This is a genomic window from Streptomyces sp. NBC_00885 (assembly GCF_045207475.1).
In the GTDB taxonomy this organism is placed as follows: domain Bacteria; phylum Actinomycetota; class Actinomycetes; order Streptomycetales; family Streptomycetaceae; genus Streptomyces.
Genome location: NZ_CP108796.1, coordinates 1008837 through 1028338 on the forward strand (window position 1 = coordinate 1008837; position 19502 = coordinate 1028338).

General features: G+C 69.5%; 19 protein-coding genes and 1 pseudogene. 10 read left to right on the forward strand and 10 right to left on the reverse strand.

Features of this window, described 5'->3' with window-relative positions; all coding sequences use genetic code 11:
- Positions 1-97: 97 nt before the first annotated feature.
- From OHA61_RS04640 to OHA61_RS04650, 3 genes are read left to right on the forward strand one after another with little or no spacing between them, the layout of a single operon-like run.
- Positions 98-916, forward strand: coding sequence for a YndJ family protein (locus OHA61_RS04640; RefSeq protein ID WP_406301824.1), 819 nt, complete (start codon positions 98-100; stop codon positions 914-916).
- The gene (locus tag OHA61_RS04645; protein ID WP_406301825.1) at positions 913-1470 is read left to right on the forward strand and encodes a DUF1990 family protein; all 558 of its coding nucleotides are present in this window, start codon (positions 913-915) and stop codon (positions 1468-1470) included. The genes OHA61_RS04640 and OHA61_RS04645 overlap by 4 nt, the downstream gene beginning before the upstream one ends.
- Positions 1470-2876 (forward strand): lipase maturation factor family protein, encoded by a 1407-nt coding sequence (locus OHA61_RS04650; RefSeq protein WP_406301826.1) that lies wholly within the window; start codon positions 1470-1472, stop codon positions 2874-2876. Before OHA61_RS04645 ends, OHA61_RS04650 begins: the two co-directional genes overlap by 1 nt.
- A gap of 130 nt (positions 2877-3006) precedes the next feature.
- On the opposite strand, the gene OHA61_RS04655 is transcribed toward OHA61_RS04650, so the two are convergent.
- Complete coding sequence (locus OHA61_RS04655) at positions 3007-3180, reverse strand: hypothetical protein (RefSeq protein WP_324980866.1); 174 nt, start codon at positions 3178-3180, stop codon at positions 3007-3009.
- Positions 3181-3630: 450 nt separating this feature from the next.
- Between OHA61_RS04655 and OHA61_RS04660 the strand changes: the two are divergent.
- A pseudogene (locus tag OHA61_RS04660) lies at positions 3631-3819 on the forward strand (SDR family oxidoreductase); the annotation flags it as partial.
- Positions 3820-3849: 30 nt separating this feature from the next.
- On the opposite strand, the gene OHA61_RS04665 reads toward OHA61_RS04660, so the two are convergent.
- The 3 genes from OHA61_RS04665 to OHA61_RS04675 all read right to left on the reverse strand — a co-directional run bounded on the left by OHA61_RS04665 (position 3850) and on the right by OHA61_RS04675 (position 6845).
- Entirely contained in the window at positions 3850-5313 is a 1464-nt protein-coding gene (locus OHA61_RS04665) for an SDR family NAD(P)-dependent oxidoreductase (protein WP_406301827.1), read from the reverse strand.
- A gap of 161 nt (positions 5314-5474) precedes the next feature.
- Positions 5475-6203 carry an SRPBCC domain-containing protein gene (locus OHA61_RS04670; RefSeq protein ID WP_406301828.1) on the reverse strand — a complete coding sequence of 243 codons (729 nt, stop codon included), beginning with the start codon at positions 6201-6203 and terminating at the stop codon, positions 5475-5477.
- 15 nt (positions 6204-6218) lie between these two features.
- A complete protein-coding gene (locus tag OHA61_RS04675; protein WP_406301829.1) occupies positions 6219-6845 on the reverse strand; it encodes an ArsR/SmtB family transcription factor in 627 nt (208 codons plus the stop codon).
- Positions 6846-6969: 124 nt separating this feature from the next.
- Between OHA61_RS04675 and OHA61_RS04680 the strand changes: the two genes are divergently transcribed.
- Positions 6970-7119 carry an endo alpha-1,4 polygalactosaminidase gene (locus OHA61_RS04680; RefSeq protein WP_406301830.1) on the forward strand — a complete coding sequence of 50 codons (150 nt, stop codon included), beginning with the start codon at positions 6970-6972 and terminating at the stop codon, positions 7117-7119.
- Positions 7120-7130: 11 nt separating this feature from the next.
- Here the strand turns inward: OHA61_RS04680 and OHA61_RS04685 are convergent, their stop codons facing one another.
- The 4 genes from OHA61_RS04685 to OHA61_RS04700 all read right to left on the reverse strand — a co-directional run bounded on the left by OHA61_RS04685 (position 7131) and on the right by OHA61_RS04700 (position 10970).
- Positions 7131-7547 (reverse strand): ATP-binding protein, encoded by a 417-nt coding sequence (locus OHA61_RS04685; protein WP_361904786.1) that lies wholly within the window; start codon positions 7545-7547, stop codon positions 7131-7133.
- A 143-nt stretch (positions 7548-7690) separates the two neighbouring features.
- Positions 7691-8908, reverse strand: coding sequence for a glucose-1-phosphate adenylyltransferase (glgC, locus tag OHA61_RS04690; RefSeq protein ID WP_406301831.1), 1218 nt, complete (start codon positions 8906-8908; stop codon positions 7691-7693).
- A 28-nt stretch (positions 8909-8936) separates the two neighbouring features.
- The gene (gene glgA / locus OHA61_RS04695) at positions 8937-10100 is read right to left on the reverse strand and encodes a glycogen synthase (RefSeq protein ID WP_406301832.1); all 1164 of its coding nucleotides are present in this window, start codon (positions 10098-10100) and stop codon (positions 8937-8939) included.
- 177 nt (positions 10101-10277) lie between these two features.
- Entirely contained in the window at positions 10278-10970 is a 693-nt protein-coding gene (locus OHA61_RS04700) for a (2Fe-2S)-binding protein (RefSeq protein ID WP_406307275.1), read from the reverse strand.
- Between the two features lie 222 nt (positions 10971-11192).
- Here OHA61_RS04700 and OHA61_RS04705 point away from each other — a divergent pair, with 222 nt between their 5' ends.
- Positions 11193-12272 carry a DMT family transporter gene (locus OHA61_RS04705; RefSeq protein WP_406301833.1) on the forward strand — a complete coding sequence of 360 codons (1080 nt, stop codon included), beginning with the start codon at positions 11193-11195 and terminating at the stop codon, positions 12270-12272.
- On the opposite strand, the gene OHA61_RS04710 is transcribed toward OHA61_RS04705, so the two are convergent.
- A complete protein-coding gene (locus tag OHA61_RS04710) occupies positions 12174-13385 on the reverse strand; it encodes a transglycosylase family protein (RefSeq protein WP_406301834.1) in 1212 nt (403 codons plus the stop codon). The genes OHA61_RS04705 and OHA61_RS04710 overlap by 99 nt on opposite strands.
- 90 nt (positions 13386-13475) lie before the next feature.
- Positions 13476-14744, reverse strand: coding sequence for an ROK family protein (locus OHA61_RS04715; RefSeq protein ID WP_406301836.1), 1269 nt, complete (start codon positions 14742-14744; stop codon positions 13476-13478).
- Positions 14745-14886: 142 nt separating this feature from the next.
- Here OHA61_RS04715 and OHA61_RS04720 point away from each other — a divergent pair, with 142 nt between their 5' ends.
- From OHA61_RS04720 to OHA61_RS04735, 4 genes are read left to right on the forward strand one after another with little or no spacing between them, the layout of a single operon-like run.
- Complete coding sequence (locus OHA61_RS04720) at positions 14887-16215, forward strand: ABC transporter substrate-binding protein (protein ID WP_406301837.1); 1329 nt, start codon at positions 14887-14889, stop codon at positions 16213-16215.
- 10 nt (positions 16216-16225) lie between these two features.
- A complete protein-coding gene (locus tag OHA61_RS04725) occupies positions 16226-17242 on the forward strand; it encodes a carbohydrate ABC transporter permease (protein ID WP_406301838.1) in 1017 nt (338 codons plus the stop codon).
- Positions 17235-18098, forward strand: a complete 864-nt coding sequence (locus OHA61_RS04730) for a carbohydrate ABC transporter permease (protein WP_406301839.1) — start codon at positions 17235-17237, stop codon at positions 18096-18098. The genes OHA61_RS04725 and OHA61_RS04730 overlap by 8 nt, the downstream gene beginning before the upstream one ends.
- Positions 18099-18130: 32 nt before the next feature.
- A complete protein-coding gene (locus OHA61_RS04735) occupies positions 18131-19486 on the forward strand; it encodes a GH1 family beta-glucosidase (RefSeq protein ID WP_406301840.1) in 1356 nt (451 codons plus the stop codon).
- Positions 19487-19502 lie beyond the last annotated feature (16 nt).

The window sequence follows — 19502 nt, forward strand, 5'->3', positions numbered from 1 at the left end:
GGACTGCCGACGCCCTCGCGACTTGAACGCGTTCAAGTTTGGCCCTAGTCTCGGCCGCAGAGAGTTGAACACGTTCAAGCCTGGGGTGGGGTGCGTGATGTCCGTACTGGTCAACGTGATCGTGATGCTCGGCATGCTGGTGATCGTGCCCGCCGGACTGCGCCTCATGGACGCCGCCGAGCTCGCGCCCATTCGGCGGATCTGGCCGGTGTTCGCGGTCCCGGGAGCGGTCGCGCTCTGGCTGCCGCGCTCGACGACGGCCGCCGCCCTCGCGGGCATCTACGCACTCGGCACGCTCGCCCTCGCCGCTCAGGCTCCGCGCAGACTCGCCCGCACCCGCTCACTCGCGCCCGGCGAGGTCGCACAGCTCACCGCGCTGGTGAGCCCGTCCGTCGCCGGGCTCGCGCTCGTCGCGGAACGCGCCGGGCACGAGCTCTTCGGTTTCGGCCTGACGGTCCTCGCGCTGACCGTTCCCCACTTCCACTTCGCCGGATTCACCGCTGCCCTGGTGGCGGGCCTGGTCTGCCGCACAACGGCCGGAGCCGCCGGGCGCTTCGCCGCGCTGAGCGTGCCGCTGGGCACCCTGCTCGTCCTGGCCGGGTACTTCCTCGACGACTGGGCCGAACTGCTCGGGGCACTCGTACTGACCGCGGGCATGTGGACCGTGGCCCTGCTGACCTGGCGCGATGTCCGAGCCGGCGGACGCGACGGGGTCACCCGCACCCTGCTGGCCGTCTCGGCCGCCGTCCTGGTGGCGACGATGCTGCTCGCCCTGAGCTGGGCGCTCGGCGAGGCAACCGGCCTGCCACACCCGAATCTCACCTGGATGGCCGCCACCCACGGCCTCGGCAACGCCCTCGGCTTCGCGCTCTGCTCGGTGCTCGCCTGGCGACGACTCAAGGAGACGACCGTATGAAGGACGACGGCATCAACAGCGTCCGCCCCACCACCGGCCGCGGGCTCAGCTACCCCGAGGTGGGCGCCACCCGGCTCGGGCCACTGCCCGACGGCTACCACCATCTCCACCACACCACCCGCATCGGCCGTGGCCGCACCGTCTTCGACGCGGCCGGCGAGGCGGTCACCACCTGGCGGATGCACCGCACATCGGGGGCACAGGTGCGCAGCACGGCGGTTCGCGCCGAGCCCGGCGCCCGGCTCCAGGTCTCGGTCGGCGTGGGACCGCTGCGGTTCACCGCGCCGTGCGAGGTGATCTGGACGGCGTACGAGTCAAACCGCACCGGCTTCGCCTACGGCACGCTGGCCGGGCATCCCGAGCGCGGTGAGGAGTCCTTCGTCGTCGACATCCGGGACGACGGCTCGGTGTGGTTCACCGTCATGGCGTTCAGCCGCCCCGCCCGCTGGTACGCCCGGCTCGCCGGCCCGCTCGTACCCGTACTGCAGAAGTGGTACGCCCAGCGGCTGGGTCAGACGGTGCGGCAGCTTGCCGCGGACCGATACTGGAGGTGATGGAGTGGTTCACGGACAGCGACTACTGGCTCAGCCGGCTGGTCTTCCAGCGGGCGCTGGCCACCGTGTATCTGGTCGCCTTTCTCACCGCCGCGCTGCAGTTCCGGGCGCTGATCGGCGAGCGGGGCATGCTGCCGGTGCCCGCGTACGTACGCCGGGTACCGATGCGGCGCGCGCCGAGCCTGTTCCAACTGCGCTACTCCGACCGGCTCTTCGCGCTCTGCGCCTGGTGCGGGGCGCTGCTCTCGGCGGGCCTGGTCGCGGGCGCCGCCGACGACATCCCGCTCCCGGTCGCGATGCTGTGGTGGGGGGCGCTGTGGGTTCTGTATCTGTCGATCGTGAACGTCGGTCAGACCTGGTACGGCTTCGGCTGGGAGTCGCTGCTGCTGGAGGTGGGCTTTCTCGCCGTCTTCCTCGGCAATGAGCGTACGGGCCCACCGGTGCTCGTGCTGTGGCTGCTGCGCTGGGTGCTGTTCCGGGTGGAGTTCGGCGCTGGGCTGATCAAGATCCGCGGCGACCAGTGCTGGCGGGATCTGACCTGCCTCTACTACCACCATGAGACCCAGCCGATGCCGGGCCCGCTGAGCTGGTTCTTCCACCATCTGCCCAGGCCCTTCCACCGGGTGGAGGTGGCGGCCAATCATGTGACCCAACTCCTCGTACCCGTCCTGCTGTTCACCCCTCAGCCGATGGCGAGCGTGGCCGCCGCGATGATGGTGCTGACCCAGCTGTGGCTGGTGCTCTCCGGCAACTTCTCCTGGCTGAACTGGATCACGATCGTCCTCGCCCTGTCCGTCGTGGACGGCTCTCTGATCGCCGATCCGCACGCGCTGCCGGGCGCCCCGCTCTGGTACGAAGTCGTGGTCATCGCCGTCAGCGCGCTGCTGCTCGGCCTCAGTTACCGCCCGGCGCGCAATCTGCTGTCCCGACGGCAGTCGATGAACCGCTCCTACGACCCCTTCCACCTGGTCAACGCCTACGGCGCGTTCGGCACGGTGGGGCGGGTGCGCTTCGAGCTGGTGGTGGAAGGCACGGACGAGAGGACGCTCCACCCGGGCACGGTCTGGCGGGAGTACGAGTTCAAGGGCAAGCCCGGTGATGTGCGCAGGCTGCCGCGTCAGTACGCCCCGTACCATCTGCGGCTCGACTGGATGATGTGGTTCGCCGCGCTCTCCCCCGCCTACGCGCACCCCTGGTTCGGCCCCTTCATGGAGCGGCTCCTCGACGGCGACAGGGACACTTTGCGGCTGCTGAGCCGCAATCCGTTCCCGGACGCGCCGCCCGCGTATGTCCGCGCCAGGCTTTATCACTATCGGTACACGACCTGGCGCGAACTGCGGGCCACGGGCGCCTGGTGGCACCGGACATATGTGCGCGAATTCCTCAGGCCGACCAGGCTGCTGTGAACACCCGGGCGATCGCCTCGCCGTTGACCTTGAGGCACGTACCGGCGGCCGCTCGACTGCGCGCACCGGCTCCACGACCGTCCGTGCCCCCTGCCTGTGGGGCAGGGGGCACGGGGGCGAAACGGTCCGCTCAGTCGATGCTGGGCAGGATATGCGGCTCGGCGAGGTCTTCCTCGTAGCCGGCCAGCCGGATCGGGGCCGATCGGGCCCACACTTCGAGACTGCCGAGTTCTTCGGACCGAGTGGTCCGTTCGCCGCTGCGTTCTTGCGGGCGCTTATCGTGCTTCTTCACTTCTGATGTCACCGCGCACTCCTCTGTGTCGCGTAACTGGGACAGGGCAGTTCGGGTCGCGGTGGCGCCGTTACTCGGGCGGGACCGCAGCCTGGTTGCAGACTTGTCCCAGGACGGCCAAGGGAGTTTCGTGGATCCCTTGGTGGCGTCCGTTCCCCCAAGGGTAACCATATGAGCGGCCCCCTGCTCGATGGGGCCCTGTAAATCTCCGGTAAACCAACCCAATTCCGGCCAACGATCTTTCTCTGTGCGGGGCTTCGTGGGATCGTACGCGGATGATTTCCGGGCGGGCTGAGCGCTGCCTCGAAGGCAGAACGGCCCTGGTGACAGGGGCTTCACGGGGTATCGGCCGCGCCCGGCGGTGCACTGGCCGCGGCCGGGGCGAACGTGTGGCCACCGCGCGGGACACGGATGGAGTAACAGAGGCTGTGGCCGGGCTGCGGAAGTCGGGCGCGCACGCCGCCGGCTGTCGGCGCGTACGGCACCAGTAAGGCAGCGCTGTTGCACCTCACGCAGCAGCTCGCGGGCGAACTCGCCCCGGGTGTACGCGTGAACGCCGTCTCACCCGGGCTGGTACGCACCGAAATGGCCCGTTTTGTCTGGGAGGGCGCCGAGCGGCGCACCGCCGAAGGTCTGCCGCCGAGCCGTGTCCGGCCTGTTCGACCGGACACAGCCTGAGATCTACCAGTTCGCCGGAGCGTAGTCCTTGAGGAAGCAGCCGTAGAGGTCCTCGCCGTCCTCGCCGCGCACGATCGGGTCGTAGACGCGGGCCGCGCCGTCGACCAGGTCGAGCGGGGCGTGGAAGCCCTCGTCGGCCAGGCGCATCTTGTCCGGATGCGGGCGCTCGTCGGTGATCCAGCCGGTGTCGACGGCGGTCATCAGGATGCCGTCGGTCTCGAACATCTCCTGGGCGCTGGTGCGGGTGAGCATGTTCAGCGCGGCCTTGGCCATGTTGGTGTGCGGATGGCCGGCGCCCTTGTAGCCGCGGCTGAAGACGCCTTCCATCGCGGAGACGTTCACCACATAGGTCCGCTTGCCCCGCGCGGCGGCCATGGCCGGGCGGAGCCGGCTGATCAGGATGAAGGGCGCGGTGGAGTTGCACAGCTGCACTTCGAGTAGCTCGACCGGGTCCACCTCTGAGACCGTCTGGATCCAGCTGTTGGTGTCGTGCAGATCGGGGACGAGACCGCCGGCGTCGATGGCGGTGCCCGCGGCGATGCGCTCCAGTGAGGCCGAGCCGCTGACAAGTGCGAGCTCTGTGACGTCCTGGGCGCTCAGGCCCTCGCCCGCGCCGGAGGGCAGTGCGGCCACGGAATCCACGGCGCCGCTGCCGAAGGTGCCGATGACCCGGGCGGGCGGCAGCTCTCCGGCGGGCAGCGGCGCGGACTCGGCGGCGACCAGTTCGCTGTACGCCCCCGGGGAGCGGCGTACGGTCTGGGCGGCGTTGTTGATCAGGATGTCCAGCGGGCCTTCGGCGGCCACTGAGTCGGCGAGCGCGACGACCTGGGCGGGGTCACGCAGATCGATGCCGACGATCTTGAGGCGGTGGATCCACTCGTCGCTGTCCGGCATCGCCTTGAAGCGGCGGATCGCGTCATTGGGGAAGCGGGTGGTGATGGTGGTGTGGGCACCGTCACGCAGCAGTCGCAGCGCGATGTACATGCCGATCTTGGCCCGGCCGCCGGTGAGGAGGGCCCGCTTGCCGGTCAGATCGGTGCGGGCGTCACGGCGGGCGCGATTCTCGGCCGCGCACTTCTGGCACAGCTGGTGATAGAAGGCGTCGACCTCGACATAGCGGGTCTTGCAGATGTAGCAGGACCGGGGGCGCTGGAGTATCCCCGCGATCTCGCCGCTGACCGAGGAGGACGGCAGCAGACCTTCGGTCTCGTCGTCGATGCGCTCGGCGGAACCGGTCGCGGTGGCCTCGGTGACCGCCTTGTCGTGGGCGGTCTTGGCGGCCCGGCGATCCTGGCGGCGGCGCTGCTTCACCGTGCGGTAGATGCCCGCGGTGGCGCGGCGCACCATGATCGCGTCGGGGTGGTCGACGTCCAGCTTGTCGAGCTCGTCGAGCACGCTGAGGCAGACGGCCAGGCGCTCCGGGTCGATGCCCGGGCCGAACGCCGGGCTGTCCTCTGTCACCGTCATTGCCTTTGCCGTTCCTCGGTCACTCGTACGCAGTGGTTTTCAAAAGCGCAACTTTACTGAGCAAAAGGGTGACGACAAAATCCCGTGACCGGCGGCTTCGGGACAGGAGCTCGCCCGCGGACCCCGGCCCGCGGGCGAAACCCCGGCGATTCCGCACCGGGTCACGCGAACAGGCCGGTCAGCCACGTCCGCCAGGCGTCCTCGTTCTTCCCCGCGTCCGCGCCACTCGCGAAGTCGTGCACGCTGACACCGACCGGCGCACCGAAGTGGTTGCGGCCGAAGACGCGGTACATCGCCTCGTCCGTGCGCAGCCCGACGAAGTACGGGTTGCGGTAGTCGAGGACCGCGTCGACCTGGCCGGCGCCCGGCACCTCGACGCGTACGGTCGCGCCCTCGGCGGCGTCGTCCGGCAGCCCGAGTCCGCGGCTGACGACCTCCAGGGCGCCCGGGGCATTCGACGCTGCGGGAGCGTCCAGCGTGGTGAAGGTGACCGCCCGGCCGGTGAAGTGCTTCAAGTACTGGCGCAGGGTGTGCAGATAGAAGTCCGTGTGCTTGCTCGCACCGTCGTACTGGTTGTCCCAGTCGTCGACGAAGATGCCGCTGTGCACATAGCGCACCCAGGAGCCGCCGCCCTCACGCGGCTCGATGACATGGTCGAGCTGGTTGTAGGTCTGCTGGGGAATGTCCTCCACGTTCTCGGTGCGCCCGGTCAGCCGGCGCGGGGGATCCCATTCGGTGACGGTGCTGCCGAAGGGGCCGGCGCCGCCCTTCTTGGGCTCGTACTCCAACGGCCACAGCCAGCCTCCCGTGCCGGAGGTGATCGCCTCCCAGACCTCTTCGGGGCTTGCGTCGACCTCGAACTCGCGGACGATCTCGAACTCCTTGGACATGGTGACTCCCGGTATTCAGGCGCTCTCGGGCGCTTTCTCAATGGCGGGGACGGCGGGTGGTGTCTTCACCGTGGGGTGGAGGGCGACGACGATGCGGTGCTCCCGGCCGCCCGGCGCGTCCTGGTCGTGATACTTGGCGATCAGCGCGCCGATGCCCTGTGTCAGCTCCTCCACGAACGCGGCCCGGTCGGCTGCCGAAGCGAAGCGCACCTCGCCGTCGAGTGCGTAGGTGGCGAGCCGTTTACGGGCCTTGGCGGCGCCCGTGATCAGCGTGCCGACGTCGCGCACGAGCCGCGCGGCGACCGCGAGCATCCAGCGGGCGGAGAGCTGGTCGCGGAAGCGGCCCGGGTCGGGCTGCACGGCGGCCAGGGCGAGCGGCGAGATGACGTACGAGGCCGCGGTGGCCCGCATCAGCCGCTCGGTGACATTGCCCTTCCTCCGCTCGCCGGCGAGCTCGACCAGGCCGTGCCGCTCCAGTGCCTTGAGGTGGTAGTTCACCTTCTGGCGGGGCAGCCCGACCCGGGCGGCCAGCATGGCCGCCGACGCCGGACCGGCGGCGAGCTCGGCGAGCAGCCGGGAGCGCATGGGGTCCAGCGAGACGGCGGCAGCCGCCGAGTCCTCGATCACGGTCACGTCCAACATGGCTTCACCCTCCCACCGAAAACTTTTTTTGTCCATACTCATTTCATTGTCGGTGGGCGGGCGCAAATGGGAGACGTTCCGACCAGACCACGGCTCGCGCCCGCCGACGGCAGGGCGCATGGGCATGCCAAGAACGACCTTTCCCCAAGTCGCCCAGCTGGTAGGGGACTTCGACTTGGCGGTGGACGAGGAGTGCGCACAGTACGACGACTGTGCGGCGCTGACGCCCTTCGCGAAGGGTGTGGCGTCAGCCGTGCAGATGCGGCGCCCTTGAGGATCTGGTCCTCAGGACGCGGCGAGCACCGCCTGTACGGTCTTGCCGCCGCCGGGTCCGCCCCGTACCGCGAAATGCTGCGACAGCTCGCGCACCATCACGATGCCTCGTCCGCCCTCGTCCAGGTCCAGCGGCGAGCACAACCGCGGGTGTACCGGACTGGCGTCCTCCACCTCGACGGTGACCAGCCCCGGGTCGACGTGCAGCCGCAGCCGGCAGCTGCTCCTGCCGTGCCGGGTGGCGTTGGTGACCAGCTCGGACACGACCAGGGTCGCGTCCTCCACCTGGTCGCCGGACAGCTTCTCGCCGCAGCCCCGGGTGAGGAAGGCCGTCGTCATGTGCCGTGCCCAGCGGGCCGAGTTCTCCGCCTGGGGCAGGACATACGTCGCGCATGCGGCGCGCCGACGGGAGCGTCTGTGCGCACGCATGTCATCACTCCGTTTCCGATCGGAACCAGCCAGGAAAGCCGTGTGGGGCTTTTGTCCGCGGTCCAAGCGCAACGACAGGCCCCTCACCCCAGTGATTCCCGCGGGGTGTGATCGGCAATCGGCCATGGCGCCGCGTTGCGGCCTCAGAGCACCTGCCGGCCCTTGCCCAGAGCGATGACTCCGTTCTTGGAGACGGTATAAAGCTCCTGGTCACGCTCGGGATTGACACCGATCGTCGCGCCGGGCGGGACATCGACGTTCTTGTCGAGAATCGAGCCGCGCACCACCGCTCCACGACCGATTCGCACGTTGTCGTGGAGGACCGAGCCCTGCACCACCGCTCCCTCCCCCACCGTCACACCCGGTGAGAGCACGGAGCGGGTGACCTGTCCGCGGACGATGCAGCCCGGGCTGACGACCGACTCGCTCGCGATGCCCGCGCCGATGAACCGGGCCGGCGGCAGCTGCCCGGGGTGGGTGTAGATGGGCCAGCGGCGGTTGTCGAGGTCGAAGACCGGGTGGTCCGAGATCAGATCCATATGCGCTTCGTAATACGTGTCGAGCGTGCCCACATCGCGCCAGTAGCCGTGCTCCCGGGCGCGCTCGCCGGGCACATGGTTCTCATTGAAGTCGTAGAGCTGCGCCACACCCCGCTCGGTGAGCATCGGCAGGATCGAACCGCCCATGTCATGGACGGAGTGCTGGTCCTCCGCGTCCCGGTGGAGCGCGTCGACGAGGACCTTGGTGGTGAAGAGATAGTTGCCCATGGAGGCGAAGACCCGGCCGGGGTCGCCGGGCAGCCCGGGAGGGTCGGCGGGCTTCTCCAGGAACCTCTCGACGCGGACGCCGTCCGATGCGGGGGTGATGATCCCGAACGAGGACGCCTCGGAGCGCGGCACCTTGATCCCGGCGACCGTGACGCCCGCGCCGCCCTCGATGTGCTGCTTCAGCATCTGCCGCGGGTCCATCCGGTACACATGGTCCGCGCCGAACACCGCTATGTAGTCCGGCCGTTCGTCGTTGACGAGGTTGAGGGACTGCAGAATCGCGTCCGCGCTGCCGAGATACCAGCGCGGTCCGAGCCGCTGCTGTGCCGGGACCGGCGTGACGTAGTTGCCGAGCAGGCTCGACATCCGCCAGGTGGTGGTCACATGGCGGTCCAGGGAGTGGGATTTGTACTGCGTGAGCACACAGATCCGCAGGATGTCGCCGTTGACCAGGCTGGAGAGCACGAAGTCGACGAGCCGGTACATGCCGCCGAAGGTCACCGCCGGTTTCGCGCGGTCGGCGGTCAGCGGCATCAGCCGTTTGCCCTCCCCTCCGGCCAGTACGATTCCGAGCACCGAAGGTCCACCGCGCATCGCCGCCCCTCTCTGCATGCCGTGCCTGCTACTCCTGCTTGAGCAACTCCTCGTACACCTCGTACGTACGCCGGGCCACCTGGTCCCAGCCGAACTCGCGCACCGCGCGCTCACGTCCGGCGGCGCCCATCCTGGCGGCCTGTCCGGCGTCGTCGAGTATCCGGTTCACGGACTGGGCCAGGCCCGACTCGAAGGCTTCGGGATGGTCGGCGTCGTACGGCACGAGCAGTCCGGTGCGTCCGTCGTCCACCACCTCGGGGATGCCGCCGACCGCAGACGCGACGACGGCGGTGCCGCAGGCCATGGCCTCCAGATTGACGATGCCCAGCGGTTCGTACACGGACGGGCAGATGAACACGGTCGCGTGGCTGAGCAGTTGGATGACCTGGGGTCGCGGCAGCATCTCCGGGATCCAGTGCACGCCGTCGCGCAACTGCTCCAACTCGTCGACGAGCGAGCGGAATTCACGGCCGATCTCCGGCGTGTCCGGGGCGCCCGCGCAGAGCACCAGCTGGGTTTCGGGGTCGAACGAGCGGGCGGCGCGCAGCAGATGCGGAACGCCCTTCTGGCGGGTGATGCGCCCGACGAAAAGGACGAAGGGCCGGTCCGGGTCGAGGCCGATGCGCTCCAGGGCGTCCGTGTCCGCGTCGGGGCGGTACATACGGGTGTCGATGCCGTTGTGGACGACGCGCACGCGGTCCGGGTCGAGGGCCGGATAGCAGGCGAGGATGTCGGCGCGCATGCCGTGGGAGACGGCGATCACGGCGTCGGCGGCCTCGATCGCGGTGCGCTCGGCCCAGCTGGACAGCGCGTATCCGCCGCCGAGTTGCTCGGCCTTCCAGGGGCGCAGCGGCTCGAGCGAGTGGGCGGTCATCACATGCGGGACGCCGTACAGCAGCTTGGCGAGATGGCCGGCGAGATTGGCGTACCAGGTGTGGGAGTGCACCAGTTCGCGGCCCTGCAGCTCGGCGGCCATCGCCAGATCGACGGAGAAGGTGCGCAGGGCGTCGTTGGCGTTCTCGAGTCCCGCGAGTGCCTGGTGGCGCAGGACACCTTCGGCCTCACCTTCGCCCCAGCAGTGCACTTCCAGATCGGCCAGGGCTCTCAACTCCCGGGCCAGGAACTCCACATGGACACCGGCGCCGCCGTAGACGTCCGGCGGATATTCGCGCGTGAGCAGTCCCACCTTCACGGAGTCTCACCTCGCGAGGGCGGTCGGTTCAGCCCCGATGGCCTGTCTTTCTGCCGGGGGTCCGGGGGTTGTCCCCCGGGAAGACACAGCACCTCATGATGGTCACTCACATGCGGCGTGCGGGGAAGAGCACGGCCAGGATCACTCCGCTTCTGGCGCCTTCACCTTCTGCCGCCTTCACCGCAGCGAGCGGGGCTGCGGCGGGCGGTCGAAGACGCAGTCGCCGCAGAGCCCGCCGCCGGGGCACCGGTAGTAGAGGCAGCAGGTCCGCCGCCGCATGGCGGGACCTTCGACCGTGCCGGACAGATCGGGGTGGGCGAAGAGCCCGGCGGCGAGGGCCGAGGCCCGCTCGGCGACCTCCGTCCGGCCACCGCGCCCGGCCCAGGCACGCAGTTCGCGCACTGCTCCGGCGAGCGCGGAGCCCGCGTTGCCCCACAGCAGCTGCCGTGAGATGCGGGTGTCGCCGGTGAGCGCGTCGGCGAGCGGCAGGAGATGGCCGTACTGGACCGCCTCGCGCACCGTGGCCACGGTGGCGGGCACGGTCCGGGTGGCGGTCAGACAGAGATCGTCGGGTGCGCTGAGCCGCGGGTCCCAGTGCAGCCGGGCGGGGTCGAGATCGGGGAGCTCGCCGTGCAGCGCGGCACAGCCGAGCGCCACCGACCACAGGCGGGCGGCGAACCCGAGGTGCGCGACCGAGGCTGCGACCCGCCGCTCGGGGGTGCGCAGCCGTGCGGCGACCGTGTCGACCCGGGCCGTGAGGGGTGCCGTGTCGCCCGCGTACAGCCGGGCCAGCGGCATATGCCCATCGCCGGGCTCGCCGGTCCGCAGGGCGAAGAAGCCGCCCACGGACCCCACCTCGTCGAGATCCACACCCACGTTTCCGTCCCTGGTGTCAGCTTCGTGTCAGCCCTGCCGCGGCGACCTGGCCGCCTGCGTCACGGTAGCGATAGCGTCGGCTGTCCCCACGCGCGCTGACCTGCCCACCCGTCGCAAGGGGGACTTTTGACCTAGGCTCGTACTACGTCGGCAGTACGTCCAAGTGCCTGCTCAAGGACGACGACGCGAACGCTGAAGAGGGAGATCGTGGTCTCTATGAGTTCCCTCGCGCTGGCCGTGGTGCTGTCACTGGTCTCCGCGGTCGCATATGCGGCCGGGGCGATCATGCAGGAGCATGTCGCCGCCTCCACCTCGGCCCGGCCGTACGCCCCGCTGCACCACGCCGCGTGGTGGGTCGCCGTCGCCCTCAACGGCTTCGGCGCCGTACTGCATGTCGCGGCGCTGGCGTACGGGCCGCTGAGCCTGGTCCAGCCGCTCGGAGCTCTGACGATCGTCTTCGCCCTGCCGATGGCCGCGCTGTTCGTACGGCGCAGGGCGGGCGCGGCCGCCTGGCGCGGCGCGATCATCACCACGGCCGGGCTCGCCGGACTGCTGGCGCTCACCGGAACATCCGCATCCCAGTCGCTGGACGGCGGGCAGCGCGGACTGCTCGCCGGTGCGACCTTCGGCGGGGTGGCCCTGCTCTTCCTGGTCGCGCAGACCGTGAACCGGCCGATCATCCGCAGCGTGCTGCTCGCCGCCGCGGCGGGTGTGGCCTTCGGTATCGCGTCGGTGTTCACCAAGACCGTCGCGGTGGACTGGACATGGTCGGCACCGCTCGACCAGTGGCCGAGCCTGGTGGCGATCGCCGTCCTGGCCTGCGGCGGGTTGCTGCTGTCTCAGTCCTCGTACCACGGCGCGGGCCTAGCGGCCCCGCTGGCCACGGTCACGGTCGTCAATCCGGTGGTCGCGGCAGCCGTCGGGCTGACGATGTTCGGCGAGACCTTCCGGTACGGCGTGCTGGGAACGGTGTTCGCGCTGGCCTTCGGCGCTGTGGCGGCGGGCGGGCTGATCCTGCTGACGACGGAACGGATCAAGGCGACGAGTACGGCAGCGGAAGCCCTGGCTCAGGCAGAGCCGGCGGCGCAGATACGCGCGTCGGAATCGGCGCCCTCGCGGCAGACGGCGCGCCACTCGGAGCCGCGTGTGCACCACGCGGACGGTACGCCGCGACCCTCGGACCGGCGGGTGCTGTCCTCAGACGCCGGCTCCGCCGGACCTGAGGTAGGCGAGGGGATCGATGTCGGACCCGTATCCGGGCCCTGTACGCACTTCGAAATGCAGATGCGGCCCTGAGGCGTTGCCGGTCGAGCCCGAGCGCGCGATCCGCTGACCGCTGCTGACGTGCTGGCCCGAGCGCACATTGAGCGCCGACAGATGCGCGTACTGGCTGTACCTGCCGTCCGCGTGCCGGATGACGACCTGGTAGCCGTACGCACCGCCCCAGCCGGCCGAGACGACACGGCCGGAGGCGACGGCCTTCACCGAGGTGCCGGTGGGGACCGGGAAGTCGACGCCCGTGTGGTAGCCGCTGGCCCAGGCGGAGCCCGGCTTGCCGTAGGGCGTGCCGACGCTCGCCTCCACGGGCGCGCTGAACCCGCTCCTGTGCGCGGGCTTGGTCTCGTGCGCTTGCTTGGGCGCCTGCTGTTTCGGCTGAGCCTTGGGCTTCGGTGCCTGCTTCTTCGGTGCCTGCTGCTTGGGCTTTTGTGGGGCATGCTGCTCGGGTGCCTGCCGCTTCGGCTGGGCCGTCGGCTTCTGCTTGCCGGGCACCTCGACGCGGAGGACCAGCTTCTGGCCGGGGAAGATCAGGTCGGGGTCGCTGCCGATGACGGTGCGGTTCTGCGCGTACAGACGCTGCCAGCCGCCGACGACGTCCTCGGAGTCCGCGATCTTGGAGAGGGAGTCGCCGCGGGCCACGGTGTAGCCCTCACGGTGCGTGGGCACGGTGGTCGGCGTGACCTTGCGGGGCGCGGTCTTCCGCTCGCTGTGCGTCTGTAAGCCCCTGGCCGGTGCGACGTCGGGTGCGTCGCCGCCACGGGTGAGACCCGCGCGGGCGGAGCAGGCGGGCCAGGCCCTCGGGCCCTGGCCCTTGAGCACCTTCTCGGCGATGGCTATCTGCTGGTCCTTGCTGGCCAGATCCGCGCGCGGGGCATAGTGCCTGCCGCCGTACGCCTCCCAGGTGGACTGGGTGAACTGCAGTCCGCCGTAGTAGCCGTTGCCGGTGTTGATCTTCCAGTTGTTGGTGGACTCGCAGGCCGCGACCTTCTCCCAGACATCCACGGAGGCGGCATGCGTCGTGCCCGCGCCGATGAGCGGCAGGGCCATGCCCGCACCGCCCGCGGTGAAGGTGAGGGAAGCACGGTTGATACGGCTCGGCTGGTATCGGCGGTGCCGACCGGTAGCGCCCATGGTGAGACTCCCCCACTGCCCTGTAGGTCACGCATGCAGTCACGTCGCAAGCGGTCAACTTAGGTGCTTGGCCCGGACCATGACAAGGGCTCAGGCCCGGCGCACTGGTGCCGGGCGGCTGCCTCCGCGCGCCAGGAAGTCGGCCAGCGGGAGCGTCGCCGCGCCGACCGTGACCGCGTCCGGGCCGAGCCGTCCCAGCTCGATGGTGGTGCGGTCGGCAGCATGCCGCAGGGCGTACTCCCCGGCGTACCGGCGCACTTCGGGAAGCAGATGCGGGCCGATGAGCAGTCCCGCCCAGCCGCCGATGAGGATCCGTTCGGGCCGGAAGAGATTGATCAGGTCGGCCACGGCCGCGCCCAGGTACTCGGCGGTGTCGTCGAGGAGGGAGAGCGCCACCGGGTCGGGCTTCGGTCCCTCTTCGCCGGGGAAGGCCGCGGCCAGCAGGGCGGCGAGCGCGGTCTCGTCGTCGGCGTCGGCGGGGAGCGGTCCGCCGGCCTCCTGCCAGCGTTCACGCAGCGCTTCGGCCCCCGCGTACGCCTCCAGACAGCCCAGAGAGCCGCAGCGGCAGCGCCGTCCCCGGATCTGTACGGTCGTATGGCCCCATTCGAGGGCGCTGCTGCGGGCGTTCTCGTCGGGGGTGGCGGCATGCACGACACAGGCGCCGACTCCTGAGCCGATGAGGGCGACGGCGGCCTCGCGGGAGCCGCGCCCGCCGCCGAACCACATCTCGGCCTGGCCCAGCGTCTTGGCGCCGTTGTCGATGAACACCGGGACTTCCGGGGGCAGTTCGACTGCGTCCCGGAGCAGTTTCTCGAGCGGCACGGCGCTCCAGCCGATGGTCTGGCCGTGCACGATCGCGCCGGTCGCTCCGGCACCGGCGTCCTGCTCGATGATGCCGGGGACGCCGATCCCGATGCCGAGCAGCCTCTCGGCACCGACGCCCGCCTCGGCCAGGACATCGGCGATGCCGGTACGGACATGGGCGACGATGCGCTCGACGTCGTAGCCGTGCTGGGCCAACAGGCGTTCCGTGCGGGCGAGTTCGGTGAGCGAGAGGTCGAAGAGCTCGACACGCACGCGGGTCTCGCCGATGTCGATGCCTATCAGCAGGCCGCTGGTGGGGGTGACGCGGAGCAGGGTGCGCGGGCGGCCGCCGTCGGAGTCGACCACTCCGGCTTCTTCGAGCACTCCTTCGGCGACGAGCTCCGCGACGACGTTGCTGATGGAACCTGAACTCAGCCCCGTGGCCGGTCCGAGTTCCTGGCGGCTCAACGGGCCGTCGAAATACAACCGTTGCAGAACCCTCGCGCGGTTGCCCCGCCGCAGGTCACGCACTGTCCGTCTGTTGCGCTCCGCCATTGTGCTCCTTCCCTGGAGGGAACATACCCCGGTCACAGACCTTGACGCGCCCTTCTCTCACCTCTTAAATCATGGCATAAATTAAGTCATGGAGGCCGTTCGGGAACCGAACGCAGCCACCCCCGGGAAGGGGCCACCTCTCATGCGCACGTTCAGAGCCGCAGCAACCTTCAAAGCCGCAGCAAGCCTCGCCGTCGTCACCGCGCTCGCCGCCACCGGCTGCGGCGGCGGCACCGCCACCGACGGAGCCGGCAGCAACGATTCGCCGAGGACGCTCACCTACTGGGCCTCCAATCAGGGCCCCAGCATCGAGGCCGACAAGAAGATCCTCACACCCGAGCTGGAGAAGTTCGAGAAGCAGACCGGTATCAAGGTCAAGCTCGAAGTGATCCCCTGGTCCGATCTGCTCAACCGGATCCTCGCCGCCACCGCCTCCGGACAGGGTCCCGACGTCCTCAACATCGGCAACACCTGGTCGGCCTCCCTCCAGGCGACAGGCGCGCTGCTGCCCTGGGACCAGAAGAACTTCGACACGATCGGCGGACGGGACCGCTTCGTCGATTCGGCGGTCGCATCGGCCGGGGCCGAGGGCAAGGACCCGGCGGCCGTGCCCCTGTACTCCCTCGCGTACGCGCTCTACTACAACAAGAAGATGTTCGCCGAGGCCGGGATCTCGCAGCCGCCGGCCACCTGGGACCAACTGGTCGCGGACGGAAGGAAGATCTCGAAGAACGGGAAGTGGGCGCTGGGCGCCGAGGGCGGGAACCTCGCCAACAACATCCACCAGGTCTTCGTCCTCGGCAAGCAGCACGGCGCGGACTTCTTCGACTCCTCGGCCAAGCCGGCCTTCACCTCCGACGGCGCGGTCGCGGCCGTGAAGCAGTACGTCGACTTCATGGCCAAGGACAAGATCGTCGCCCCCGGCAACGCGGAGTACGCCCAGAACCAGTCGCTCCAGGACTTCGCGCGCGGCAAGACGGCCATGGTGCTGTGGCAGGCGGCCGCATCCACCTTCGCCGCCCAGGGCATGAAGCCGGCCGACTGGGGAGTCGCTCCCGTACCCGTCCCTGCGGGTGCTCCCGGCGCCGGCCAGAACACCAACTCCATGGTCGCCGGGATCAACATGGCCGTCTTCAAGAACACCAAGAACATCGACGGCGCCAAGAAGTTCGTGAAGTTCATGACGAGCGACCCGGAGCAGAAGCTGCTCAACAAGGCGTACGGATCCATCCCGCCGGTCAAGGCCGCGCAACAGGATCCGGCGTTCTCGGCCCCCGACCTCAAGGTGCTGCGCGACACCCTGGCGACCAGCGCCGCGCCGCTGCCGCAGGTGCCCGCCGAGTCGCAGTTCGAGACGACGGTGGGCACGGCCGTCAAGGATCTGTGGGCCGATGCCGCGGCCGGACGGCCGGTGACGACCGAGTCCGTCAAAGCGCGCCTCGCCAAGGCCGAGCAGCTGATGCAGCAGTGAGGTCCTTGCGATGACCGCCACCGTGACCGAAGGCCGCACGGACCGGGCGGGCAGCGGTGAGAACGTGGGCAAGGGGGAAGCGCGCAGGAGACTGCCGCGCATCCCCGACCGGATCCGCCGCGGCGGCCTGCCCTATCTTCTGCTGCTGCCCGCCGTCGTGCTCGAACTGCTCGTCCACCTCATCCCGATGGTCATGGGCATCGTGATGAGCTTCCGTCAGCTCACCCAGTTCTACGTACGCAACTGGGGCGAGGCCCCGTGGGCGGCGTTCGACAACTACAAGGTCGCCGTCGACTTCGACGCCCCGATCGGCGAGGCCCTGCTCCACTCCTTCTACGTCACCTGCGTGTTCACCGTCATCGCGGTCGGCCTGTCCTGGCTGTTCGGCGTGGCCGCGGCGATCATGATGCAGGAGAACTTCCGCGGCCGGGGCCTGCTGCGGGCCGTCTTCCTCACTCCGTACGCCCTGCCCGTGTACGCGGCCGTCATCACCTGGGCCTTCATGTTCCAGCGCGACAACGGCCTGATCAATCACGTCCTGCACGACCAGCTCGGCCTCACCGACGAACCGTCCTTCTGGTTGATCGGCGACAACAGCTTCATCGCGCTGGTGGTGGTGGCCGTCTGGAAGTCCTGGCCGTTCGCCTTCCTCATCCTCATGGCGGGGCTGCAGAACATCCCGCGCGAGCTCTACGAGGCGGCGGCGATCGACGGCGCGGGCATCTGGCAGCAGATCCGCAGGATCACCCTGCCGTCGCTGCGCCCGGTCAACCAGGTGCTGGTGCTCGTGCTGTTCCTGTGGACCTTCAACGACTTCAACACGCCGTATGTGCTGTTCGGGAGGGCGGCACCGGAGGCCGCCGACCTGATCTCGATCCATATCTACCAGTCGTCGTTCGTCACCTGGAACTTCGGTTCGGGCTCGGCGATGTCCGTCCTGCTGCTGCTCTTCCTGCTGGTGGTCACGGCCGTCTATCTGCTGCTGACCTCGCGAACCTCACGGGGAAGGAGGAGCGCCGATGCCTAGGACGGCCGTCTCTCCCAGTGCACCGCCGCGGTCCTTCGTCTGGACGCGTCGTATCGTCCTGAGCTTGCTGACGGCGTTCGCGCTGCTGCCCGTCTATGTGATGCTCAGCAGCTCGCTCAAGCCGCTGCAGGACGTGTCGGGCACGTTCCGGTGGATCCCCTCCGGGCTCACGATCCGGCCGTACATCGACATCTGGCACACCGTGCCGCTCGCCCGCTACTTCCTCAACTCACTGATCGTGGCGGGCGCGGCGACCGTGCTGTCCGTGGTGATCGCGGTGTTCGCCGCGTACGCCGTGAGCCGCTACCGCTTCCGCGGGAAGCGGGTCTTCACCGTCACGGTGCTCTCCACGCAGATGTTCCCCGGCATCCTCTTCCTCCTCCCGCTGTTCCTGATCTTCGTCAACGTCGGCAACAGCACCGGCATCGCCCTCTACGGCTCGCGCGGCGGACTGATCCTCACCTATCTGACGTTCTCGCTGCCCTTCTCCATCTGGATGCTGATCGGTTACTTCGACTCGATCCCCCGGGATCTCGACGAAGCCGCGATGGTGGACGGCTGCGGGGCGCTGGGCGCGCTGTTCCGGGTCGTCGTTCCGGCCGCGGTCCCCGGCATCGTCGCCGTGGCCGTCTACGCCTTCATGACGGCCTGGGGCGAAGTCCTGTTCGCCTCCGTCATGACCAACGACACCACCCGCACGCTCTCCGTCGGGCTCAAGGGCTACGCCACCCAGAACGACGTCTACTGGAACCAGGTCATGGCCGCGTCGCTCGTCGTCAGCGTGCCCGTCGTCGCCGGGTTCCTGCTGCTCCAGCGCTATCTCGTCGCCGGCCTCACCGCGGGCGCCGTCAAGTGAACCGTCCCCCGACCCCAGCAGAAAGGCAGTCCGTGAACGACCTCAACGCCCTTCCGGCCGACTTCACTTGGGGCGCCGCCACCGCCGCGTACCAGATCGAGGGTGCCGTGGCCGAGGACGGCCGCGCCCCGTCGATCTGGGACACCTTCTCCCACACCCCGGGAGCGGTGGCGGGCGGCGACACCGGCGACGTGGCCTGCGACCACTACCACCGCTGGCCCGAGGACATCGCGCTGATGAAGCAACTCGGCCTCGGCGCCTACCGGTTCTCGATCGCCTGGCCCCGCGTCGTGCCGGGCGGCGACGGTCCGGTGAACAAGGCGGGCCTGGACTTCTACGACCGGCTGGTGGACGGGCTCCTGGACGCGGGCATCACGCCCTTCGCGACGCTCTACCACTGGGACCTGCCGCAGGCGCTCCAGGATCGCGGCGGCTGGCCGTCCCGTGAAACCGCCGAACACTTCGCGGCGTACGCCTCCGTCGTCACCGAGCGCCTCGGCGACCGGGTCAAGGACTGGGCAACCCTCAACGAGCCGCTCTGCTCGGCCTGGATCGGCCATCTGGAGGGCCGGATGGCACCGGGCCTCACGGACATCGGGGCCGCCGTGCACGCCTCGTACCATCTGCACCTCGGCCACGGCCTGGCCGTCCGGGCGATCCGCGCGGCCTCGCCCGACGCCCGCGTCGGCATCGTCAACAACCTCAGCCCGATCGAACCGGCCACCGACCGCCCTGAGGACCACGCCGCCGCGACCCGGGCGGACGGCCACACCAATCGCTGGTGGCTGGATCCGGTCCACGGCCGCGGCTACCCGCAGGACATGCTCGACCTGTACGGCGTCGAACTGCCCGAGCGGGCAGGCGACTTGGAGACCATTGCGGCGCCACTGGACTGGCTCGGCCTGAACTACTACTTCCGCCAGATTGTCACCGCCGACCCCACCGGCCCGGTGCCGCACGCCAAACAGATCTTCCTGCCGGGCGCCCGCCACACGGCCATGGACTGGGAAGTCCACGCTGACGGCCTGGAACAACTCCTGCTGCGCCTGACCGAGGAGTACGGCGCGCAACGCATCCACGTCACCGAAAACGGCTCCGCCTACCCGGACGTGGTCCGCGCGGACGGCACGATCGACGACCCGGAACGGGTGCGGTACCTGGAGGAACACCTGGCGGCATGCGCCCGGGCGGCCCGCCAAGGGGCCCCGGTGGCCGGGTACTTCGCGTGGTCACTGATGGACAACTTCGAGTGGGCGTACGGCTACGACAAGCGCTTCGGCCTGGTGCACGTGGACTACGCGACGCAGCGGCGAACCATCAAGGGGAGCGGGCACCGGTACGCGGAGATCATCCGCTCGGCGGGGAGGAGGGGCCGCAGGGCGGCGTGAACTGGGGCGACGGGCG

Excerpts from the sequence above, each read along its gene's own strand:
- OHA61_RS04710 (WP_406301834.1), bottom strand. The coding sequence starts at position 13,385 with ATGGGCGCTACCGGTCGGCACCGCCGATACCAGCCGAGCCGTATCAAC.
- OHA61_RS04640 (WP_406301824.1), top strand. The coding sequence starts at position 98 with ATGTCCGTACTGGTCAACGTGATCGTGATGCTCGGCATGCTGGTGATC.
- glgC (WP_406301831.1), bottom strand. The coding sequence starts at position 8,908 with ATGCGCGGTGGACCTTCGGTGCTCGGAATCGTACTGGCCGGAGGGGAG.
- OHA61_RS04675 (WP_406301829.1), bottom strand. The coding sequence starts at position 6,845 with ATGTTGGACGTGACCGTGATCGAGGACTCGGCGGCTGCCGCCGTCTCG.
- OHA61_RS04650 (WP_406301826.1), top strand. The coding sequence starts at position 1,470 with ATGGAGTGGTTCACGGACAGCGACTACTGGCTCAGCCGGCTGGTCTTC.
- OHA61_RS04670 (WP_406301828.1), bottom strand. The coding sequence starts at position 6,203 with ATGTCCAAGGAGTTCGAGATCGTCCGCGAGTTCGAGGTCGACGCAAGC.
- OHA61_RS04685 (WP_361904786.1), bottom strand. The coding sequence starts at position 7,547 with ATGCGTGCGCACAGACGCTCCCGTCGGCGCGCCGCATGCGCGACGTAT.
- OHA61_RS04730 (WP_406301839.1), top strand. The coding sequence starts at position 17,235 with ATGCCTAGGACGGCCGTCTCTCCCAGTGCACCGCCGCGGTCCTTCGTC.
- OHA61_RS04720 (WP_406301837.1), top strand. The coding sequence starts at position 14,887 with ATGCGCACGTTCAGAGCCGCAGCAACCTTCAAAGCCGCAGCAAGCCTC.
- OHA61_RS04715 (WP_406301836.1), bottom strand. The coding sequence starts at position 14,744 with ATGGCGGAGCGCAACAGACGGACAGTGCGTGACCTGCGGCGGGGCAAC.
- OHA61_RS04725 (WP_406301838.1), top strand. The coding sequence starts at position 16,226 with ATGACCGCCACCGTGACCGAAGGCCGCACGGACCGGGCGGGCAGCGGT.
- OHA61_RS04680 (WP_406301830.1), top strand. The coding sequence starts at position 6,970 with ATGCCAAGAACGACCTTTCCCCAAGTCGCCCAGCTGGTAGGGGACTTC.
- OHA61_RS04665 (WP_406301827.1), bottom strand. The coding sequence starts at position 5,313 with ATGACGGTGACAGAGGACAGCCCGGCGTTCGGCCCGGGCATCGACCCG.
- OHA61_RS04645 (WP_406301825.1), top strand. The coding sequence starts at position 913 with ATGAAGGACGACGGCATCAACAGCGTCCGCCCCACCACCGGCCGCGGG.
- OHA61_RS04705 (WP_406301833.1), top strand. The coding sequence starts at position 11,193 with ATGAGTTCCCTCGCGCTGGCCGTGGTGCTGTCACTGGTCTCCGCGGTC.